Below are 19,870 nucleotides of genomic sequence, written 5' to 3' on the forward strand. Positions count from 1 at the left end.
CGGACAAACAGAACGAAAAGCAGGACGCCGGATCACACCACTGTCCGGAAACGGAGCGTTTGCCCACCTGCGGCTTTGGAGCGCCTCCCTGCACAAAGCGAACCACTCGTCGACACGCGACCGAAAGGCCAGCCACCCTCACGGGGGAACAGCGGGAGCGGCGTTGACAAAGCAGACCCTGCTGTTGCTGTCGCGTTGCGGCATGCAGCGGTGACAACCATCCCGCATCGCCGAAAGGCGATCACCCTGCAAAAGGAGTGACGTCAGGTCCAACCCCGAGCGCCTCTCCCATCTGCTGCACATCGCAGAGGCGTGCGCGCTCAAAGCCGAGCGTGTCAGCCAGATCGCCCGGGGCGCCGCGGCTGCTCGCCGAACAGCCCGCTCTCGACCGGCTCGACCTGCTCGTCGGACGCTCACGACCTCCCGCCGGCGGACGCCGGCGGGATCGAGCGCCACCCCCTGCCCGCGCTCGTGCCGTCGGCTGACGTCAGGTTGGCGACGACGCCTGCCTCCTGCTGGAACGCCTCCACCGGCCCGGCCCACAGGGGCGTGCTGCGGTCAGCGGGCTGCGCCGCCCGCGGTGCCCAGCCCCGTGGCAGCCCCACGGGCCAGCGGCTCGGTATCGCCGCGTGCCGTCCTCCAATCGCCACGCTGGGCACTGCGGCCATGCAAGCTCACGGACATCCACTGCATGCAAACGGCTAGACACGGTCCGTGGTACGTGAGGAAACTGGATCATGGCCTCTCAGGTATCTCACGACGCGTCAGCCTCCGCTCTGGGCTATCTGTACCAGGCGAAGTGGGCGCTGTTGGAGCTGTTACGGGGGTCATCCGAACGACCTGATGGAGCGATCAGCCTTGAGTTGCACGACGACGTGGCGTGGGAGGTGGCTGGCCGTCCTGTCGACCTGCTGCAGACCAAGCTCCACCAACGATCGACCCGTACGTTGGGCGATCGGGATGACGATCTGTGGCGCACGATCCGGTCGTGGATGGACACCCATGATCCCGGTGATGGCGACGGGCCGTGGCTGACGCTGGTCACCACCCAGCACGCGCGCGACGGTTCGGCGGCGGCTGCGTTGCGCAGCGCGAGTCGGGAGCCTGGTATGGCTCTGCGACGGCTCGAGACGGCCGCGGCAGATTCGAAGTCGAAGGAGACCGCTGAGGCCCGGGCACGCTTTCTCGCCCTGTCGGCCAGTGAGCGCGCGACGTTCGTTCAGCGCATGCGCGTAATTGACGGCACGCTCGGCATCGACGACCTCGATGGGGCTGTGCGGAAGCGGCTGCTGTTCGCCATTCCATCCGGTGACGGTCCGCAGGCGTCGTTCATGGAGCAGTTGTGGGCGTGGTGGTACGACCAGGTCGTCGAGATGCTGCAGAAGCGCCGGACGAGTGTCTCCGTGGGGGCGGTGCATCGGCGGGTGGAGCAGATCCGGGACGACTACGCCGCCGACCGGCTTCCCACCCTGGTGGAGCGGAGCGACTGGCAGGCCGCCCAGCGGGAGGGGGCGGACTACAGCGAGAGGTACTTCGTCCATCAGCTGCGGTGGGTCAACCTCGGCCGGCCCGAGCTGGAGAAGGCGATGATGGACTACTACCGGGCCTACAACCAGGCAGTGGCCTGGGCGGACAACGACCTGATCGGCTTGGACGAACTGGGCCGCTATCAGGCCGACTTGGTCGACGAGTGGGAGAGGCTCTTTGCCCGCATGGTCCGACGGCTGCCGGCGGATGCGAGCGAGCAGGACCGGCAGGACGCGGGCGAAGAGCTGCTGTGGCAGGTGCTGGACAGCGTCACGGTCAAGATTCGGGATCAGTACGACCAGGTTTTCTTTCACCGCGGCCAGCACCACTGCCTGGCGGATGAAGCCCGGGTGGGATGGCATCCCGAGTTCCTGCAGCGGGTCCAGGCACTGACCGTCGGGGCCGTACATGCTTAGCCGTGCGCAGCGGCCGCAGGCCTTCGCCGCATTCTTGAATCCGGCGGTGGTGGGTGCGGTGCAGGCCGTGATGGCTCAGGAGTACGAGCTCAAGCGAGGGCGGGCGATGGTCTGGCCGCTGGCGCTGATCCTTCCCGTGCTGGTGCTGCACCGGTCCACGCGTGAAGCGCTACCGTCCAGCATCAGGACGCACCTGCCGACCTGGGCGGGACGCAATCCCGCCCTGCTCGCGGGCTTCGGCCTTAGGGTGGACTCGACGTTGCCCGTGCTCCGCGAAGGGCTGCGTTTTGCTCTGCGCCACAGCCTGATCCAGGTGGAGGGCGGGGCCGTGCACGCCGTGCCCTGGTCCACGCGGCGTGCCGAAGGGGAGCTGCAGGAGCTGTTGAAGGCGGCTCGCCTGGTGGGCAAATGGGCGGCGACCGTAGATCAGCCTTCCACCCTCCTGGCGCTACTAGGCGTGAGAGTCTGATCACCGTGCAGCTTCGGTCTCTGATCCTTTACAGCAAGAGCGGCAAGGTCCGCGAGCTGACGTTCCGGCTCGGCGAGCTCAACATCATCACGGGCAGTTCACGGACCGGGAAAAGCATCGTCCTGGACATCGTCGACTTCTGCCTGGGGCGGGACGATGCCCCCGTCTCGGTCGGCCCGATCACCAGGACCGTCGAATGGGTGGCCGTGCTGCTCCAGTTGCCCGACACCCGGGCGTTCGTGGCACGCCGGCTCCCCGCCAAGGGCAGGAAGTCCATCTCCACAGCGATGCTCGAATTCGGATCCGCCCTGCAGCAGCTGCCCTACGAGAGGCTCGCGAACAACTGCGACTCCGACGAACTGCGCCAGCAACTCGGGCTGAGGATCGGTCTGGGTGACGTCCGCAGCGAACCCCAACCTGGGAGCCTGCAGACGCCCTTCGCAGTACACCTCGGGCACGCGGTGCCGTTGTGCCTGCAGAACCAGGACGAGATCACCACCCGCAGCATTCTCTTCCACCGGCAAGGCGAACGCGACGGAGGAGCACGGCTGACCTCCACCCTGCCGTACTTCCTCGGCGCGGTCGGTGAGGACCAGGCACAACAGCAGCACGACCTGACGGCCGCCCGGCGCCTGCTGCGGCGCCGGCAGCAGGACCTGAAGGTGGCCGAGACCGCCGACGGCGACATCGACGCCCACCTGCACCTGCTGCTGGCCCAAGCCCGCACGGCAGGACTGATATCGCCCGGCGAAGAGTTCGACAGTCGCGAGGCGCTGCTCGACGCCCTGCGCGAAGCGGTCCGCTTCCCACCGCCGACAACCGGCGAGGAGCCCTCCCACGTAGAGCGCACCGCTGCGCTGCAAGAGCGCCGCACCCAACTGCGTGCCCAGCTGAGCGAGATCAGCGAACAGCGGCAGTTCCTCATACGGCAGGAAGCCGCGGAAGACAGCTACACCCAGGTGGTACAGCGCGGCATCTCACGCCTGCACGCCGTCGACCTGCTTCCCGCAGACATCGGCCCGCGCGCTGAAGACACAGCGTGCCCGCTGTGCGGATCGCAGCTGCCCCAGCCCGACCACGCGGTCGAAGACATGCATCAGACCCTGAACGATCTGCGCGGCCAGCTCACCTCCGTGCGCACGGTGCGGCCCCGGCGCGAGCAGACACTGCGCGAGCTCGCCGACCAGGCCGACACTGCCCGTGAAGAACTCCGTGGAATCGAAGGAGCTCTCAACTCACTGGCCGAACTGGAAGCCAGCCGGACCCGCTTCCGCGCCCAGGCGGAAGAACAAGCCTTCCTGCGCGGCCGGATCGACGCCCACCTCAGTCAGCTCCCGGACACCGGAGACGACTACGAAGGCAGCCTCCTTCAGTTGCGCTCGGCCGCAGCGTTCGCGCAGGCCCAAGTCGAGGACCTCGAAGCCGAACTCGACACCGACGCCATGCAGGATCGGCTCGATCACGCTCTCAACTACATCAGCACCGACATGACCGCCTACGCCCAGGAACTCAACCTCGAGCACAGCGCACGCAGCATCCGCCTCGACGTACGCAAGCTGACCGTCCTCGCCGACTCCGACCACGGCATCGTCCCGCTGCTGCGCATCGGCAGCGGCGAGAACTGGGTCGGCTACCACCTCGTCGCCCACCTGGCCCTGCACCGCTACTTCACCCTCCACCAGCGACCCGTGCCCCGAATGCTCCTGCTGGACCAGATCACCCAGCCCTTCTACCCCTCCGAAGTCGCCAAAGACAGCGGTAGCACCGACCTCATCCGCTCCGACGCCGACCGCAACACCGTCCACGGCATGTTCGAGCTGATGTACCGCTTCACCAGCGACCTCGCCCCCGACTTCCAACTCATCGTCAGCGATCACGCCAACCTGCCCGACCAGTGGTACCAGGACTGCGTCCGCTACAACTGGCGGAACGGAGACGCTCTCATTCCCCAAGACTGGATTGATGAGCACGCCGGATAACGGGTGAAGGGTCGGCACCCGGCCGGGCAGCATCAGATCGCGTCGGCGGGGGCCTTCTGCGAGCAGGCTTCGCCCGGGATGAGGCGGCCCGGATCGTGGTGTAGGCCAGGCTCCTGCGCGCCATGGCCGCTCACCGGCCAATCGATGCGGAACCTCGTGCCCCCCATGCGAGGTGCCCCGGCGGATGGCGCCTGCCGCCGGGGCACGATCTACTTGTCGCCCCCAGCGCCGGACTTCCGGGCGATCAGCACCGCCACCGCCCGGGCGTGGTTGGCCATGGCGCGCAGGTGCTCGGTGATGGTCTTCGCGGGGTGCTTGGCAGACGGACCGCACGGGGCGATCGGATTGGACGCGAGAGCGACGAGCCAGAGGAGCCCGAGCATGGCGGGAACGATCTGGGCTAGCTCTGCGATGTGCGTCAACACGGTGAAACCTTCCTCCCGTTGTCGTGATGTGGGTGCGCCGGGCGCCTCGGCACGGCTCAAGAATCACGACAGGGGAAACAAGATCGCAAACCGCGTTTTAGCAGGTCGCGGAGGCTTCTAAGGGGGTGGGAGTGGCGTGCGCCGTACGGCTGGGCGCGGAGCGCGGAGGCGACGGTGGCTGCGGCCTGGCCGGTCAGGGTGCGCAGCCACTCCCGGATAGAGCTGCGCGGATCCCACCTGTCCCAGCGGCCGTCCCAGTCGCAGATCCCTTGGACGGCGGCGTCGAGCATCGGCCACTGATTCTGTTCGGCTGCGAGGCGGGCGACGTCGAGGAGCCACCAGATGGTGCGGGCGGCTTCCTCTCGGCTTGCCCAGTGGCCTCGGTCGCCGACCGCGTGCGCCGTCAGGGCCTGGAGTACGGCGGTCGTCTGCTGGGGGTTGGCGAGCAGTGCGGTCTTGGCGGCGGGGACGTCGAGCTTGGTGACCGCGTCGAGGTAAAGCTCGTAGGAGCCAGGCTGGTCGGCGGCGACGCCGAGGAGTTGGGCGGCTGCGGCGGTGTCGCCGCGTTGGTTGGCATCCTCGAGGAGGCGCTGCGCACGGAGGATGGGAAGCTCGTCCTGGTAGCCGGTCTCGCGATCGACTAGGGCGCGGAAGGCGTCGATCTCTTGATGTCCCGGTGGATCCAGCCGTGCTGATGCGCGTCGGCCAGGCCGGCGGCGACGGCCTCCACCATGGCCCGCAGCTGGCCCGGTTCCTGCAGCTCGATACGTCTGTCCTCGACGTTGTCGTCGGCCTTCGGCATGACGAACCATTCGTAGCCGGGATCGAAGTCGAGTACGGCCATGACGTGGGGGTTGGCGCCCAGCCGCTGGGCGATCTCCACTTCGCGATGCATACGTCGGATGCCTCGCTGCTTGAACAAGCCCTTGCGCAGTTTGAAGGCAACGACCGTACCCGAGGGCTTGTGGGTGGCCGGGAAGACCTCCCCTTGGCCGCCAGGCGGGGCCAAGGGGCGCGGTTCCAGACGGTAGTCGTCGCGCTCGCCGCGGGCCGATCGGCTCACCACGTCGTAGCGGCGGACCGCCGGCGTCGACGCGGGCTCGGGCGTGGAGGGGGAGACCTCGGGGCGGTGGCCCGTGATCCGTAGCAGGACCGGGGTCGGGTTCTCGACGTCGTTCGAGGGCAGCGAGGTAAGCAGGTAGGCGGATCCGCTGTCAGGAGCCTGGGCGAGGCCGAAGACCTCTGCGAGCCGCATGTGTACCAGGCGCTCGCTCGTGCGGCTGAGGAAGTTGGTGCGGTGTATGGCGACGCCGCCTTCACCTCGGTCGGGCGACGCGCACAGCACGCTGCCGATGCCAGCGTGCAGTACGTGTGCCGGGTAGTGCACGGGGGTCTCGATCCAATCCTCGCGCTGCCCGGCGTCCGTCGTGCGCGCCAGATGCACCACGGCGCTGTGCCCTTGCGCGGCGAGGAAGAACCGGCGGCCGTCCAGCCAGAGAGCCGAGCGCACTGCGGCGTTGAAGGTGATCGGGTAGCGCAGCTGGTCGCCGACCGTTTCCCCGGCACGGGTGAGCGCAAGGGTCCCCTCACCGGCGCCGAAGGTGGCGCCGTACCCGGACAATACCCACGGTTCGTCGTCCGGCCCGGGCAGCAGTACTGCCCCCTCTTCGAACGCTCCGGCGACCACCCGTAGACGTCCTTCATGCCAGCGCACCAGCGCGGAGCTGCACATCACCAGGATGGCGCCGTCCCTGCGCACCAGAGCATCGCCGTGGCACCCGGGCAGGAGCAGGCACCGGCGAGCCTGACCGCTGCCGGTATCCCCCTCCAGCAGCCCGTCGGAGCAGGTGATCAGCACGCGCTCGTCGGGCAGAGCGGCCAGACCGCTGGACCGTTCGGACTGAGCCCGTCCGGCGAGAAGTACCTCGGCACTTGCCCCCGCCCAGGCCTTGGTCTCCACCGACAGGGGGGACATCCGGCGTGCCAGCGGCGTCAGGTCCGATTCCTGCGGCTCCGGGGCGCCGACGCCGAGCAACTCGGCCAACGGCACATGCGGCTTCCGTCGGCGCAGGGCTGTGCGCACTAGGGCGGCCAGCGGAGACAGACCGGCGACCGCCGCTTCCAGATGGGTTCGGTCGAGGACTGTGCCACGGTCACCGTTCTTGTGAAGAAGCTCGTGGTCCGCCTGCTCCTCGGACCAGCACAGCACTGCCCAGGAAGCACCACGGGCCGCTCCCACTGCGTGCGCGAGCACGCCGCCCCACGCTGGTTCCTGATGTCCGGCAAGGACGAGGAGGAACTCCCGGCCCTGGAACTCGTATGCCATTGCCCGCGCGCCTGTGTCACCGAGCTTGTACAGATGCATGGAGTCCGCTGGCACAGACCGCACCAACAGCGCCGCCACGATGTCGCCCAGCTGCTCCAGCTGCTCCTCGGCCGAGGCAGTGTCGTTCCTGCGCCACTGGCCGTATGCGACCAACAGCTCGCGTTCCTGCTCCAACGTGCTGATTCCCCCTCGGTCCCAAGGGCGGTCTGCGCGTTCGTATCACTGACCGGCCCTGATGGACAGCAGAGTTACCCCGCAGGCTCGTCCGCAGGTGATCTGCAGCGCTGGTGGCGGGGCTGTCCGGGGGAATGTCCGGCTGCCCAGGTGACACTGCGCACGACTGCGGCCACACCTGGCCCATGGACCCGCTTCCCGTCCTCGCACCCATGCTCGCCTCCGCCGGGAATCTGCCGCTGCCCGGCGGCGACGACCGGTGGGCGGTGGAGACCAAGCAGGACGGCCAGCGCGCCTTGGCCTTCTTGCCCGGCGACGGCACGGTCTCGATCCGCTCCCGGGGCGGGCACACGGTCACCGCCGCCTACCCCGAGCTGCACGGCCTGCCCGCCGCGCTCGGCGGCCGGTCGGCGGTGCTGGACGGGGAGATCATCGCCACAGACGCGGACGGCCGCCCCGACTTCGAACTCCTCCAGTCCCGCATGGGCCTGGCGCACAGCCCCGACCACGCCGCCCGCCTGGCACTGCGGGTACCCGTGCACCTGGTGGTGTTCGACGTGCTCTACCTCGATGGCCGGGACCTCACCAGCCGGCCCTGGACCGAACGCCGCCAGAGCCTGACCGGCCTCGGCCTGCACGGCCCGGCCTGGTCGGTGCCCGCGGCCGTCGTCGACCACGCCGAAAGCGCACTTCGGGCGACTCGGGAAGCCGGGCTGGAGGGCGTGATCGCGAAGCGGCTCACGTCGCCCTACCGGCCGGGCGTACGTTCCCCCGACTGGCTCAAGATCAAAAATGTGCGGACCGCCGATGCCGTCATCGGCGGCTGGGTGCCCGGCACCGGCCGGCTGGCCGGACTGCCCGGCGCCGTCCTCCTCGGCGAGTTCCGCGACGGCCCGCTGCGCTACATCGGATCGGTCGGCACCGGCTGGAGCGACCGCGAACGCCGTCGGCTCGCCGACCTTCTCGCGGTGGCCGCCTGGACCACCTGCCCCTTCACCCCCGCCCCCAAGGTGCCCGGAGCCCGCTGGGTCCTGCCCCGCCTCGTCGCCGAGATCACCTACACCACCCGCACCCGCGCCGGATACCTGCGCCACCCCTCCTGGCACCGGCTCCGCCCCGATCTCGCCCCTGACGACTCGCCTGAGCCCAACCGCTCGTAGAAGTGTGTCCTGGAGGTTGCGACCGGTAGGCGCGCATGTTGAGGTGTCGCGCTTCCTGATGGTGGGCGACGGCGGCGGAGTCCCGGCTACCGAAACCGGGACTCCGCCGCACCATTGTTGATCCACCGCCACTGCCGGAACCGCCACGACGAAAGGACAACTGCCGCCAACTCACCACCGGACAGCTCGCCCTGCCCTCTTCGTCTCCGTGGAGGCTCTACGCCGCGGCGTAACTGAGCCGGAACAGGTCCTGAGCACGCTCCAAGTCCCGCTCGGTGCGCAGTTGCACCTCCAGGTCGCCCGTGCCGTGGTGGCCCAGACCCGTCACGTCCCGGGTGAACCCGGGCACGAGGTCCACCTCCTTGGGGTCGGCCTTGAGGTAGACCAGCACCTTGGTCTGCTGCGGCGGGATGACGCAGGCGAAGTTCCGCAGCCGCTGATAGGCCGCGTACTGCTTGCGCTGGACACGGGTGACACCGTCCCCGAGCCCGAGAAGCACCCCGTCGGCAGCCTCGGCCAGCTCCGCCATGGCCCCTGTGCGCCTCTGGGCCAACTGGAGCGTGACCGTGCGGCGGCGAGCACGCCTCCGCACATGCGGCTGCCCGGTGGCCGAGGCCACGGTCTCCAGCCCGACAAGGTCCCTGCCACTGCCGAAGAACCTGTAGCGGACCAGATCAATGCTGTGCCGGTGCTCGCGCACGGCATGCACGTCGTACCGGGTGAAGCCACCGGCGACACAGATCAACCGCGGCGCGCTCCACAGCACCTGCGACGCGGCCGACACCCCGAGCCCTTCGCGGACCAACTGCCGGAAAGCATCCTTGTGCGCCATCAGCCACGCCATGTAGTACAGGTCCTGGTTGACCACCCCTGCGTCGGTACCGCGCTTGTATTCAATTTTACCGACCGCAGGAGCTCGCGAACCGGCTCTGAACTGCGACGACTCATAGACCACATGTCCGCCACGGGGAGTTGTGGCCGTTGTTGGGGCTCGGGTGCGCTTCTTCTTGAGGGACCTCGCTGCCGACCAGCACGGACGTGGTCGGTACTGGGAACTCGGCGCGACCTCCTGTGCCGCGCTTGTCGCAGACGCAAGGTGCTGACCAGGTATTTCTAGTCCCTCCAGAAGAAACGCACCCCAACCGCGACGCGTCCCGGCCCAGCACGCGCGTCAGCTCCTGCGCGGACACCGGTCCCGCAGCAGCCACGACCGCCGCGAACACCTGTCGGTAGGCCCCGGGCAGGGACTGAGCGTCCATCCCGGGCTGCCAGACCGGCGGGCGCGGGTCATAGGCCGGGCACAGGACGGGACAGGAAAGCCACAGATCATCGAGCTACAGCATGGTTCACCACCACGCTCTGATTCATACGTAGGCGGTGAGGCCAAGACGCTTTTCCTTGGGGACTTTCCGGCCCGCAGCCTGTGGATTCAAGCCAAACGTGATCAGCCAGCGGAATTGTCATGTCTAATTCACCGCTCGGTCACCTGCTGTCGTGAGTCTCGCCCGAGCACGTCGATCACAGGGAGCGCAATCCAACTTCGACAAGCAGGGGGGCATACATGCGAAGACGTCATCACGCGTACCGAGGGATCGTAGCGGCGGCGGTCGGCGGGGTTCTCACGCTGACCACACTTACCACCGCCCAGGCAGCGCCGGCACCGCTCACCGATCCGGCGGAGGTGGCGGCGATCGCCGATCAGCTGGGCAACAAGCGCACAGCCGGCACCTACTACCAGGACGAACGACTCGTTGTCGCCGTTACCGATCAGGCCGCGGCAGAAACCGTGCGAAGCGCTGGGGCGGCAGCGGAGGTCGTCCCACACAGCGCGGCCGAGCTCAGCTCCGCCAAGGCGGAACTGGATCAACTGGCGGGGATACCCAACACTGCCTGGAGTATCGACCAGAGCAGCAACCGGGTAAACGTAAAGATCTACGACGGGGTCTCCGACGCCGACAGGACTCGAATTGAGGAGGCCGTTTCCGGATTCGGGGACGCGGTCGACATAACCGAACACTCCGGCAAGATCGAATCGACCGCGTACGCCATGCGCGGCGGCCTCGGCATTAAATCGGATTTCACGTCAGGCGGGACAAACTGGACCAAGACGTGCTCGGCCGGATTCAACGTGCAGAATTCCAGCGGTAAGAAGTACATGCTTACCGCCGGCCATTGCATGGAGGGAGGCGCTGTCACCTGGCGCCGCAGCAGCGGGGACATTCCCCTCGGAAGGGCCATCGACTGGGCCTACGGCAACGACGTGAATCAGTCCGACTACGGAGTGGTGGAGTACAGCAACAGCGACGTCGCGCCGTACGGAACGATCCAGTACAGGGACGGCTCGGAAGGGCAGATCTCGCGTTCCGCCTCCGCGTTCGAGGGAGAGAAGGTGAAGCGCGTGGGGACCATGAGCCAGGACCTGGTGGGCATGGTGCTGGCGACGAACGCGACGGTCACCTACACCGACGGCACCACCCTCACCAACATGGTCGAGGCGAGCAACTGCACCGTGCATGGCGACAGCGGAGGACCCCTCTTCAGCGGCGAGACGGCGCTGGGCATCAATTCGGGCGGCAGCTATGCCGACCAGCCATGTGGGGATTCCGACAGCCAAGCGGACCGTTCCAGCTTCTACGAGCCGGTATACAAGGTGCTCTCCTGGGAGGGCCTGAAGGTCTACTAGGCCGCAGACGGCCTCTCGCTGCCTGCGGCGCTGCGACGCCAACGCAGATGCAGCAGGCGGCGAGAGGCCGTGAGTGAACCCGGATGCGCCCGTCCGCGTCGAAGGTGTGGGAGTGGGGCAGCGCTGGACGCTGAAGAGTCCCCGCGCCCTTGTGTTCCGTACCTAACCCTCGTCGACCGCCACAGAGGACTCCATGAATACGCAACCGAAGCGCTCCGTCTGCATACTATTGGTATCACTCCTGAGCGCGAGCCTCCTTGCTGGCTGCGGCAATGATCAGCGCACAGACGATGGCCATGCGAACGATCAGTCGCTGCGCATGCAGGAAGAGCGCGCCCGGCAAGTAGCCGATGCCTGGCGGGCATCGGCAGCCGCCGATGCCTGGGCGCAGGGCTACTACCCGATGGCCGACGCGGTGCAGAAGCCGGAATCCGGCTGGCACAGTAAGGCAGACGAACGAGCCTACGAAACGAAGAACTTCGTCCTGGGCGGCGATCTGCCCAGCACAGCCCCCGCCCTCGGGAAGGTGGACTGGGGAAAGGGGAAAGATCTCACCCGCCCACTGATCGGGGCAAAGAAGGCATACCAGTCGTTCGCCCTTAACCGCAGTGACGGACCCCAACTGACCGTGACTGGGGCCCGTCTCGGTACAACAACCATCGTGACAAGCCGCGGCAACGCAACCGTTCCCGCATGGTTGTTCACGCTGGACAGCTACGACACCCCGCTCAAGCGTGTCGCCGTGACCCCCTCAAAGCTTCCCAAGCCGCCGATCGGACAAGCCCCACAAGGGGCTACTGGTGGTCTCAGGAGCATCGCCCGGTTGGCCGGAACGGCGGCAGATGGCCGCTCCATAACTGTGAAGGCCACTCACGGATCCTGCAACGACGGCCCCACCGTCAAAGCGCTGGAGACGGATGAGAGCGTAGTACTGTACGCCTCCATCAAGGGGGCCGAAAGCGGCACATGCCCCGCCGACATGATCGAACAGAACGTGAGGGTCGAACTGTCGCGGCCGCTCGGTGACCGCCTCCTCCTGGACGCCCTCACCGGTCGACCAGTGCCGTTCGGAGACCCCAAAGGGGCGGCACCGAGCTGGACGTAAGCGCCACATCATCCAGCCCTCCATGTACGCCGTCCACTCGGGAGCAGTCGCCGCCGAGCAGCAGCGGGGGCGGAAGTTCACCACCGTGGAGGACATCGAGATCGAACTGTAGGCCCGCTCCAGCATGAGCGCCTCGTCCCCGGCTGTGGTCGGGTAGCCGGATCACGTTGCCGTGACCCGGCCCCCTCAGACCGGACGTGCACCTTTCAGCGCATCCGGCTCAAGCAAGCCACGAGGGCTTCGCAGGTCAGCAGGGTTATCTGGCCCGTTCGCTGTCGCCAGCGTGATGCTGACGGTGGTATTCGGAGTGCACGAGCCGTCCACCGGGAGGGAGGACGGGCCGTGAAGTGGCTGGGCGGGAGGATCAGGACTTCGGTGCCGGTTCGGCTATGCGGGCTTCGAGGTCGGCGACGCGCCGGTCCTGGAAGCGGAGGTTGGAGCGGGCGGCCTTGAGTCGTTCGTCGAGGGTGCGGTTGTCCGTGGTGAGCTGGCGGACGCGCTGTTTGAGGGTGGTGTTCTCGGTGGTGATCCGCTGGATAGCGCCCTCGGTCCATTCGTCCTGCAAGTCCCGTATCTGGCCCAGGAGTTCGCCAATCCGAGTGCGCTGGGTGAGGATCTCGGTGTGGGCGGCCTTGAGGGCGTCCTCGGAGTTCAGGGCGCGTTCGCGCCACGTCGCCTCGCGTTCGTCGCCCTGTTCAGCGAGCGTGCCGGATTGGTGTTCGCCGGCCTGCGTAATCGCTGCGGCGACCGCGGCTCTGGCCTCGACGTTGTCGTAGAGGAAAGTGCGCGAGACGCCCGCTCGGCGGGCGACGGCGGCGACACTGATCTGGGCTTTCTCGCGTCGGAGCCGGGCGATGGCCTGGTGGACGCGCTCAAGGGCGACTTCGGTCTTGCGGCGGCGGGCGGCCAGGGCCGCCGCGGTGCGGGGTGCGGGAATGGCGGCGGTGTTCATGCGGCTTCCTGTTCGGGGTCGTCTCCCTCGGCTGTGCATGTATCGCTGTACTCGTCCTGCTCGTCGCTGCCCGCGTCGGCGAGGTCGGCGGTGCGGAAGGCGGTGGACCACACGCGGTGGAAGTAGTCCTGGGGTTTGCGCAGGTCCAGGGCGAGGGCGTCGTCGAGGAGGCCAAGGCCGGCCAGGGCCCTTTCCAGGCCGTCGATGGCGCGGGCGGTGGGCTCGAAGTAGCGATGGAGGTAGTCGGCGGTGGCGTCGTCCGGGGCACCCTCGGCCAGCAGCAGCCACTGCTCGCGCTTGCGACGCCAGTAGAGCAGGTCCGCGCCGGACAGGACGACCTGTCACAGTTGTGGCAGTCGAGGCTGAAGGGGCAGGCGCCGCCCTCGACGACGGGCTGGAAGGTGCAGAACCCACCCTCCGCGGGGGTGCTGCGGCGGGACAGGTCGATGGCCAGGGCCTGGGCCTGCTCGCGGGTGAGCGGGGTGGTGTCGCTGGTGAGGAGTTTGCCGGGGTGGGCGGCGCCGGGTCCGGCGACCCAGACGTGTTGGAGGACGTTGTCCAGGTCCGATTGGGTCAGGTGGACGTAGTGCTCGGCCATGCGGTCAGAGACCTGGCCGAGGTAGCGGCGGATGTGCGTCAGGCTCGCGCCGTGCCGTAGCAGCCGGGTGGCCAGCGTATGTCGGGCCTGGTGGGCGACGTAGTGACCGCCGAGGTCGAGCTCGGCGAGCCAGCTGCGGAAGCCGGTGTGGAACCAGGTGTAGGACAAGGCGCGGCGGCCGTCGGGGTTGAGGATGTCGGTGGGGAACAGGGCCAGATGGGCGCGCTCGGCGGGAGTGGGCGGGCGGCCGGCGTGCCGGTCGGCGTAGTGGGCCAAGGTCTTTTGGCGGCGTTCTTCGAGCCGGTCCAGGAGATGGTCGGGGATGCGGACGGCCGCGTTCAGGTTGCCGACCTTGGTCTGGTCATGCCAGAGCAGGGGCAGCCCGCCGTAGCGGCCGACGCAGTCCAGCCGGAGCTGGATGACCTCGCTGGCGCGCCGGCCGGTGACGATGATGGTCTCCCACATATCCCTCAGGCCCCGGTCGTGCGGGTCGTAGCCGGCGGCGAGCTGCTGCAGGTTGGCCTCGTCCGCAAGCGCCCGGGCGACTTCGTCGGGGAAGGGGTTGCGGCTGCGGGGCGTGCCCGGGCCGCCGGCCGGCATGGCGGCGATGAAGGCGCGGTCCAGACCGGTCTGCTCGCCGCTGCCGCTGTCCAGCGCGCCGCGCAGCAGGGCCCGGCCGTAGTTGAACACCAGCCGGCGCGAGTTCTCGGTGACTTTCGCCCTTTTGCCGTCCAGGCGGGCCTGGCCGCGGAAGGCCAGGCCGAGGCGTTCGCGGTTGCGCAGGTCCGCGACGAAGCGGTGGACGTGCTCGCCTCGCAGCACCGTGGGGTCGTGGCCGCCGCCCGGTGTCTCCGCTTCCAAGAACGCGGACAGTTCGGCGCCGGCGCGGCGCACGAAGTCCACCGGCTGGGCGCTGCGCGGGCAGGTGGGCGAGCGCAGCACGTCGGCGATGTGGTCCCACAAGAGGTCGCGCAGCCACCGCTGGGAGATGCAGGTCAGGTCGACGTAGCTGGAGCGGTGCGGGAAGCGCACCCCGAAGTGCTCGGTCTCGATGTAGCCGGCGTCTCGGGTGTCGGAGGGGGTGAAGTAGATCTTCCGCAGGGCCTGTTGCATCTCCTGGACCATGCGCTGGTGGTAGGCGCGGCGGAAGACGGACGCCTCCAGGCCGGCCAGGGAGTTCACGTCGCGGCGCTGGCACTCGTCCGCGAGTGACTGGATCCACGTCAGGTGGCACACGGCGACGGGCTGCAGGCCGTGGACATGCATGCCCCACTGCACCTCGGCCTGCAGCAGGGGCCGCAGCCCGCGCAGGTTGACCGTTCCGGTGCGGTGCACCGGCAGCTGTGCGCGGCACCAGGCGCGGAAGGCGACCGCGTCTCCACAGATCACTGGGACGGGGCGATCACGGCGCTCGTAGGTCGCGAAGAAGTTCTTCGGTAGTTTCGCCCCGCCCGGTCGCCCGGCCCGGATGTAGCCGCGCTCGTGCGCGCCGCACAACCCCAGCGGCGAGGCGGCCAGTTCGTCGCACACGTCCGCGCGGCACTCGCCGTAGCCCGGCAGCGACGGCTGGTCGGCCAGCCACCGCTCGAACTCCCCCTCGCCCCCGCCGGGGTGCCGCTTCAGGTGGCTCAGCCACCGGTTGCGGGGCCGAAAGCACAGCACCAGCTGCAGGCTGAACGCCGGCCGCTGTGGGCAGATCCGGCACATCATCGCCTCCGGCATCTCCGTGGCCGACAGCGGCTCCGCGGTTCGCAGGAACTGAGCGCGGCTCATGCCGCGCGCCTCCGCCTCCTGCCACTGCCCGGCGTGCACCGAGCACATCGCATAGCGCCGCCAGCGGGACCGCGCGCAATCGACGACCGTACAGCTCCACGGATAGACCGGGTGCGTCGGGGGGATCTTCAGCACCCCGCCGCGCAGCGCCGGGTCGAACTCGGGCCCGCTGATCAGCGCGGTGAGTACCTCCAGCCGGTCCCGTCCCGTGCGGGCATCCTGCTGCGGCAGCAACGACGGCGCCGTCACTTCGTCTCACCCCAGACCGTGCGCAGGGCGGCGTCGAAGACCGGGTCGTGGACATCGATATGTCCGTAGACCTCATCGCCCATCGCGGCCGAGGCCCAGCCGCCGGCATCCCGGGCGATCAACAGGTTGCCGTCGGCGGCGTCGAGAACCGCGGAAGTAAACGAGTGCCGGAAGGCATGGGGTTTCACCAGCCCCAGACCAGTGCGCTTCCCGGCCCGGCCCAGCATCCGCCTGGCCCCAACCGGCGCCCACGGCTGCCCGGCATCGGCGCCGTGCAGCTGAACCAGGAGCATGCCGTGCCCGACGCCGCGCGGGTACTCGGTGGTGATGTACTCGAAGTAGGTATGCACCATCGCCGGGCTGACCCGTTTGATCAACCCACCGGTCACGATGCCGTGCTCGACCCGCCAGGGGTACTTACTCTTGGCCTCGGCCTGGTTCGGATTGCCGGGCCGGTGACAGACGTGCAGGTGAGGGGCGCGGCACTCGCCGCAGGCCGCGTTCTCGCGCAAGTGCAGGTCGACCAGGTGCAGCCCGCACAGCTCGCCGACGCGAAGCCCGCCGTCGGCGAGCCAGGTGACCACCAGCCGGTCCCGGGCGGCGCTCACCGTCTCCAGCAGCCTCTCCCGGGCACCGTCCGGAAGCATCTTCGGATGCCGGCGATGCGGCCCCTTCGGCGCCAGCGCGTTGGTGGGCAGCGACGACTTCACATGCCCGAGGAACGAACGCCGCCGGTCCACCCGCGACGGCAGCCGCGACTTATCGAGCTTCTTGCCGAGTTCGCCGTTGATGCCGAGGGAGGACTGATGCAGGTAGAAGCCCTTCAGACAAGCCGCCGCGATCGACAACGCGGACCGGCCGTATGGGCGCTTGCCGACCCGCCACGGTTCGCCGAGCGGCATGCGGACCTCGGCTCCGACCATGCCCATATACCGTTCCAGGTTCCCGCAGTTGGACTGCGGCGAAGGCCAGGCACTCCCGCTCCAGCCACCGCAGGTGTTCCACCAGCAGATACGCGTACGTCCTCTGCGTTCCCGAACCATCATGCAGACGCAGGAACCGGTCGGCCTCCGCATGGACCATCCCCTCGGGCCACACGATCGTCCACGACCGCCGCCCGTCCTTCCGCTCGATCCGCTGGACCCGCAAGTCCCCGACCACCACATGCCGTGCCACTCGTCCTCCGTACCGACTCCAGAACATGACAGACGTCCCAGACACGGTCGGTAAACAAACCCAGGACGTGCTGGTCACAGTCCCAGACGGACATCACGGGCAGGACTACGGGCGGTCGGTAAACTCCACGATCACAGGAGCGCCGTTCTCGTCCAGCCCGAGCGAGTCGATACGGCCGCCGTCGACACAGTCGATCACGTACTCGCTCGCGAGGAACCTGACGCCCAGCATCGCCTCCATGTGCGCCTCGACGAGGTCCTGCACATCCGCCTCGACCGCAGCAAGACGCGGCATGACCTCAGTCACGCCGCTATTCGTCGTGCAGAACAGCTTCAGGCCCGACGCCTTCCCCCCCTCGACTCGGAGATCACCAACGCCGAATGGGGACAAGATTGTTTCCGCGAGAGGCTTCGGACCTGCGAAGATGGTGTGAGAAGACGTCCGAGCCGCGGAGCGCCTCAGTTGGCAAGTTAAGCGTCCGCGGCGCCGGTTCGTGCGGAGTCGCAGGAATGGTCAGCACTGACAGGATGGTCGCGACGAGGCCCCAGCCCCAGGGGTGGCACCATGCAGCATGGCAAAGATCGACGCTACGGTGCTCTACTCAGCTGTCCGCCTTCGGGCAGGATTCTTCGACAGGTCTAACAACAAGAGTGCCGGAACCGGTTCCGGCTTCATCATCAGTGACAACTCAGAGAACCGATACCTCGTCACGAATCGGCATGTGCTGGACCGCAACTTCGAAAAGTTCGGTGGCTGGTCACTCGAATCCGTGACGGTGGACGGTCAGTATCAGTCTGCCGTGATGGACATTTTGGGCACGGTTCCCCAGCAGATCACCATCATTGATCCCGAGCCGAAGTTCCTGGACAGCGACATGGTCGATCTGGCAGTCCTTCCGCTCGATGCGCCGATTGGCCGCGCCCAGACTCTGACCGGAGAAGGGAGATTCAACAGCCTCCCGGCATCCGCGCTGGCCACCGCTACTGACTTCGCGTTCGGTCGGGTAACTGTCGGAGGCAGGGTCATTACGCCGGGATACCCGGGCATCAGGGGCGAGGTCGCCGAGCGCCCCATCCTGGTTGGAGGGGTGATCGCGTCAGACCCACGCCACCCGGCGGCTCTGGGAACCGACACCTATCCGAGCGAGGTGCTGACCCACTCATTCAGTTGGAATGGAATGTCGGGTTCTCCCGTGCTCTACTACGTTCCAAAAGCGCTGACCTGGGGCGACCTCGGAGCTGGTGACTTCGAGGAGGTTCTCCTGATCGGTGTGAGGGACACATCAAGACGAGCGGAGAGACAGCTGGCGTTCTTACGCGCTTCGTCCGAGCTGATGCCCTGGCCGAACTACTGATCGGTGCTGGAGCTCAAGGCATTCCAACGGTGAGCGCATGACGCTCCGGGCAGGGCACGCCTTCCGGCCGCGCACGCCGCCCAGTTCACCTCGGCCGGCAGGGCTACCCGCTCCGGCCGCCAACCTGCATGCTCACTCGCACTGGGTGCGCAGGTCGACCCGCAGGCGGGTGAACATGATGCAATGGAGGTCAGCGTTGGCCTGACGATTGCCGCCACGGTTGAGACAACGGACCTGCCGACGCCCCGAGGAACGCTCGACGGGGTGGACCCACAGAGGGGCGGGCGTGGGGTGGCCTGAAGGCGCCACCCCACAAAGTCGCCTACTGTGCCTGCCGCTTCACGTACGCGACTGCGGTCATGCCGGCAGAGAAGACGAACGGCACGACAGCCCCGCCGGAAACAACAGCGGTGAGAGCGGACTGCCCGAGAGCGGCAAAGCCGACCCCGGCGGTAAGCCCAACAATGATGGAGATCAAAGCCACAACGACCACGTGATACACGCGGTGGTCACAGGCAGGAGTGGTTGCGGACAAGGAAGACCCTCCCAGGCATTGTCAGAGCGCCGTCACGGAGCCAGGGCAGGAGTCAACCCGCCGCCGGACCTGAGTCACGACGTCGCCGCCCAACGGGCGTCGCCATAGGAGAGCGCCGGCCAGGCGCCCCTATAGAAACTCCGCCGCCGCACCGTGATAGCCGGCCATCTGCACCGCTGCTCCCTGCCCTTCAAGGTCTCGTCAACCGCGTACATAGTAGCCAACACCACTGACGTCCGCACGAGTTGGCGGAGGCCAGCGGAGAGTGGCGGGCTTACCTGCGTCGAGCCGCACCGGCCAGCGCAAGGTACTCCAGGCAGAACTCCAGCATTCCAGCAAGGCGAAGGCGACGGGCCGGTGAGTTGGCAAGGTAGTCGTTCATGCGCCCCCAGTCCCTACGGTCTCTCGGAAGAAGTTCGTACCAGGCAAGGCCACGAGCATTGCAGCCGCTACACAGCAGGCCACGGACGCACGCTCCGCAAATGGACCAAGCGGCGTCCGACGGCTTACAACATGCGTGATCATGGTCGATGTGCCAGTACGAGGGGCTTCCGTCATGGTCGGGCCCGCGCCCGCACAACGCGCATACTCCGCCCTGAAGCTCCAGGATGGCCCGCACATCGCCTGCCGTCAGGTTGTATCGGCGACCTTGCCTGGCTATCCGACTACAGCTCAGGCAGTGTCCTCCGCGTCGTCCCTCTCCCCTGTATTTGATGGTGACGCCGCATCCCTCGCAGTCGTGCAAAGTGTCGCGTGTCAGCGGGACTCCGTAGTGACCTGGCATTCTTCGACAGTAGCGGGCGGCACTGACATCGCTTCGACCATGTCAGCGCGGATCCCCCTCAGCCGCGTGCAGGAAGCCCGCGGCCGTCTCGCGCGGCCAGACCCGCAGCGCCATAGCCCTGCTCGACGCCGTCCCACCCGTCCGGGGCAGCCCCGGACGGCCATGCGGCAAGCCCGAGTCGGTCT

General features: G+C 67.8%; 14 protein-coding genes and 3 pseudogenes. 8 read left to right on the plus strand and 9 right to left on the minus strand.

Features of this window, described 5'->3' with window-relative positions:
• The first annotated feature begins 737 nt into the window (after nucleotides 1–737).
• Genes RM704_RS09575 through RM704_RS09585 form a run of 3 tightly spaced genes read left to right on the plus strand, consistent with a single transcriptional unit; the run spans nucleotide 738 to nucleotide 4,391 of the window.
• Nucleotides 738–1,943 carry an ABC-three component system protein gene (locus RM704_RS09575; protein WP_033528459.1) on the plus strand — a complete coding sequence of 402 codons (1,206 nt, stop codon included), beginning with the start codon at nucleotides 738–740 and terminating at the stop codon, nucleotides 1,941–1,943.
• A complete protein-coding gene (locus tag RM704_RS09580) occupies nucleotides 1,936–2,412 on the plus strand; it encodes a three component ABC system middle component (RefSeq protein WP_033528458.1) in 477 nt (158 codons plus the stop codon). Before RM704_RS09575 ends, RM704_RS09580 begins: the two co-directional genes overlap by 8 nt.
• Nucleotides 2,352–4,391: a DUF3732 domain-containing protein gene (locus RM704_RS09585; protein WP_202808139.1), complete on the plus strand. Its 2,040-nt coding sequence runs from the start codon at nucleotides 2,352–2,354 to the stop codon at nucleotides 4,389–4,391. The genes RM704_RS09580 and RM704_RS09585 overlap by 61 nt, the downstream gene beginning before the upstream one ends.
• A 209-nt stretch (nucleotides 4,392–4,600) precedes the next feature.
• Here the strand turns inward: RM704_RS09585 and RM704_RS09590 are convergent, their stop codons facing one another.
• Nucleotides 4,601–4,813, minus strand: a complete 213-nt coding sequence (locus RM704_RS09590) for a hypothetical protein (RefSeq protein WP_157856715.1) — start codon at nucleotides 4,811–4,813, stop codon at nucleotides 4,601–4,603.
• Nucleotides 4,814–5,085: 272 nt separating this feature from the next.
• Here RM704_RS09590 and RM704_RS09595 point away from each other — a divergent pair, with 272 nt between their 5' ends.
• Entirely contained in the window at nucleotides 5,086–5,460 is a 375-nt protein-coding gene (locus RM704_RS09595) for a hypothetical protein (RefSeq protein WP_311590484.1), read from the plus strand.
• Here RM704_RS09595 and RM704_RS09600 read toward each other — a convergent pair.
• Nucleotides 5,457–7,316, minus strand: coding sequence for a protein kinase family protein (locus tag RM704_RS09600; RefSeq protein ID WP_033528453.1), 1,860 nt, complete (start codon nucleotides 7,314–7,316; stop codon nucleotides 5,457–5,459). The genes RM704_RS09595 and RM704_RS09600 overlap by 4 nt on opposite strands.
• Nucleotides 7,317–7,501: 185 nt before the next feature.
• Between RM704_RS09600 and ligD the strand changes: the two genes are divergently transcribed.
• Nucleotides 7,502–8,476: a non-homologous end-joining DNA ligase gene (gene ligD / locus RM704_RS09605; protein WP_033528452.1), complete on the plus strand. Its 975-nt coding sequence runs from the start codon at nucleotides 7,502–7,504 to the stop codon at nucleotides 8,474–8,476.
• A gap of 217 nt (nucleotides 8,477–8,693) precedes the next feature.
• Here ligD and RM704_RS09610 read toward each other — a convergent pair.
• A pseudogene (locus tag RM704_RS09610) lies at nucleotides 8,694–9,374 on the minus strand (DUF5655 domain-containing protein); the annotation flags it as partial.
• A gap of 663 nt (nucleotides 9,375–10,037) precedes the next feature.
• Between RM704_RS09610 and RM704_RS09615 the strand changes: the two are divergent.
• Nucleotides 10,038–11,159 (plus strand): S1 family peptidase, encoded by a 1,122-nt coding sequence (locus tag RM704_RS09615; protein WP_052146139.1) that lies wholly within the window; start codon nucleotides 10,038–10,040, stop codon nucleotides 11,157–11,159.
• 193 nt (nucleotides 11,160–11,352) lie between these two features.
• Nucleotides 11,353–12,264: a hypothetical protein gene (locus RM704_RS09620; RefSeq protein WP_052146138.1), complete on the plus strand. Its 912-nt coding sequence runs from the start codon at nucleotides 11,353–11,355 to the stop codon at nucleotides 12,262–12,264.
• Nucleotides 12,265–12,628: 364 nt separating this feature from the next.
• Here RM704_RS09620 and RM704_RS09625 read toward each other — a convergent pair whose 3' ends face one another.
• From RM704_RS09625 to RM704_RS09640, 4 genes and pseudogenes are all read right to left on the minus strand, one after another.
• Complete coding sequence (locus RM704_RS09625; protein WP_033528450.1) at nucleotides 12,629–13,216, minus strand: DUF6262 family protein; 588 nt, start codon at nucleotides 13,214–13,216, stop codon at nucleotides 12,629–12,631.
• Nucleotides 13,137–15,836, minus strand: coding sequence for a tyrosine-type recombinase/integrase (locus RM704_RS09630; RefSeq protein ID WP_311590485.1), 2,700 nt, complete (start codon nucleotides 15,834–15,836; stop codon nucleotides 13,137–13,139). Before RM704_RS09630 ends, RM704_RS09625 begins: the two co-directional genes overlap by 80 nt.
• Nucleotides 15,833–16,765, minus strand: a complete 933-nt coding sequence (locus RM704_RS09635; RefSeq protein WP_311590486.1) for a site-specific integrase — start codon at nucleotides 16,763–16,765, stop codon at nucleotides 15,833–15,835. Before RM704_RS09635 ends, RM704_RS09630 begins: the two co-directional genes overlap by 4 nt.
• Before the next feature lie 367 nt (nucleotides 16,766–17,132).
• Nucleotides 17,133–17,306, minus strand: a pseudogene (locus tag RM704_RS09640) (transporter); the annotation flags it as partial.
• Between the two features lie 277 nt (nucleotides 17,307–17,583).
• Here RM704_RS09640 and RM704_RS09645 point away from each other — a divergent pair.
• A complete protein-coding gene (locus tag RM704_RS09645) occupies nucleotides 17,584–18,366 on the plus strand; it encodes a S1 family peptidase (RefSeq protein ID WP_078937207.1) in 783 nt (260 codons plus the stop codon).
• A gap of 141 nt (nucleotides 18,367–18,507) precedes the next feature.
• Here the strand turns inward: RM704_RS09645 and RM704_RS45535 are convergent.
• Nucleotides 18,508–18,636: pseudogene (locus RM704_RS45535) on the minus strand (IS110 family transposase); the annotation flags it as partial.
• A gap of 539 nt (nucleotides 18,637–19,175) precedes the next feature.
• A complete protein-coding gene (locus RM704_RS45165; RefSeq protein WP_078937206.1) occupies nucleotides 19,176–19,685 on the minus strand; it encodes an endonuclease domain-containing protein in 510 nt (169 codons plus the stop codon).
• Nucleotides 19,686–19,870 lie beyond the last annotated feature (185 nt).

Source organism: Streptomyces gottesmaniae, assembly GCF_031845845.1.
Lineage (GTDB): Bacteria > Actinomycetota > Actinomycetes > Streptomycetales > Streptomycetaceae > Streptomyces > Streptomyces akebiae.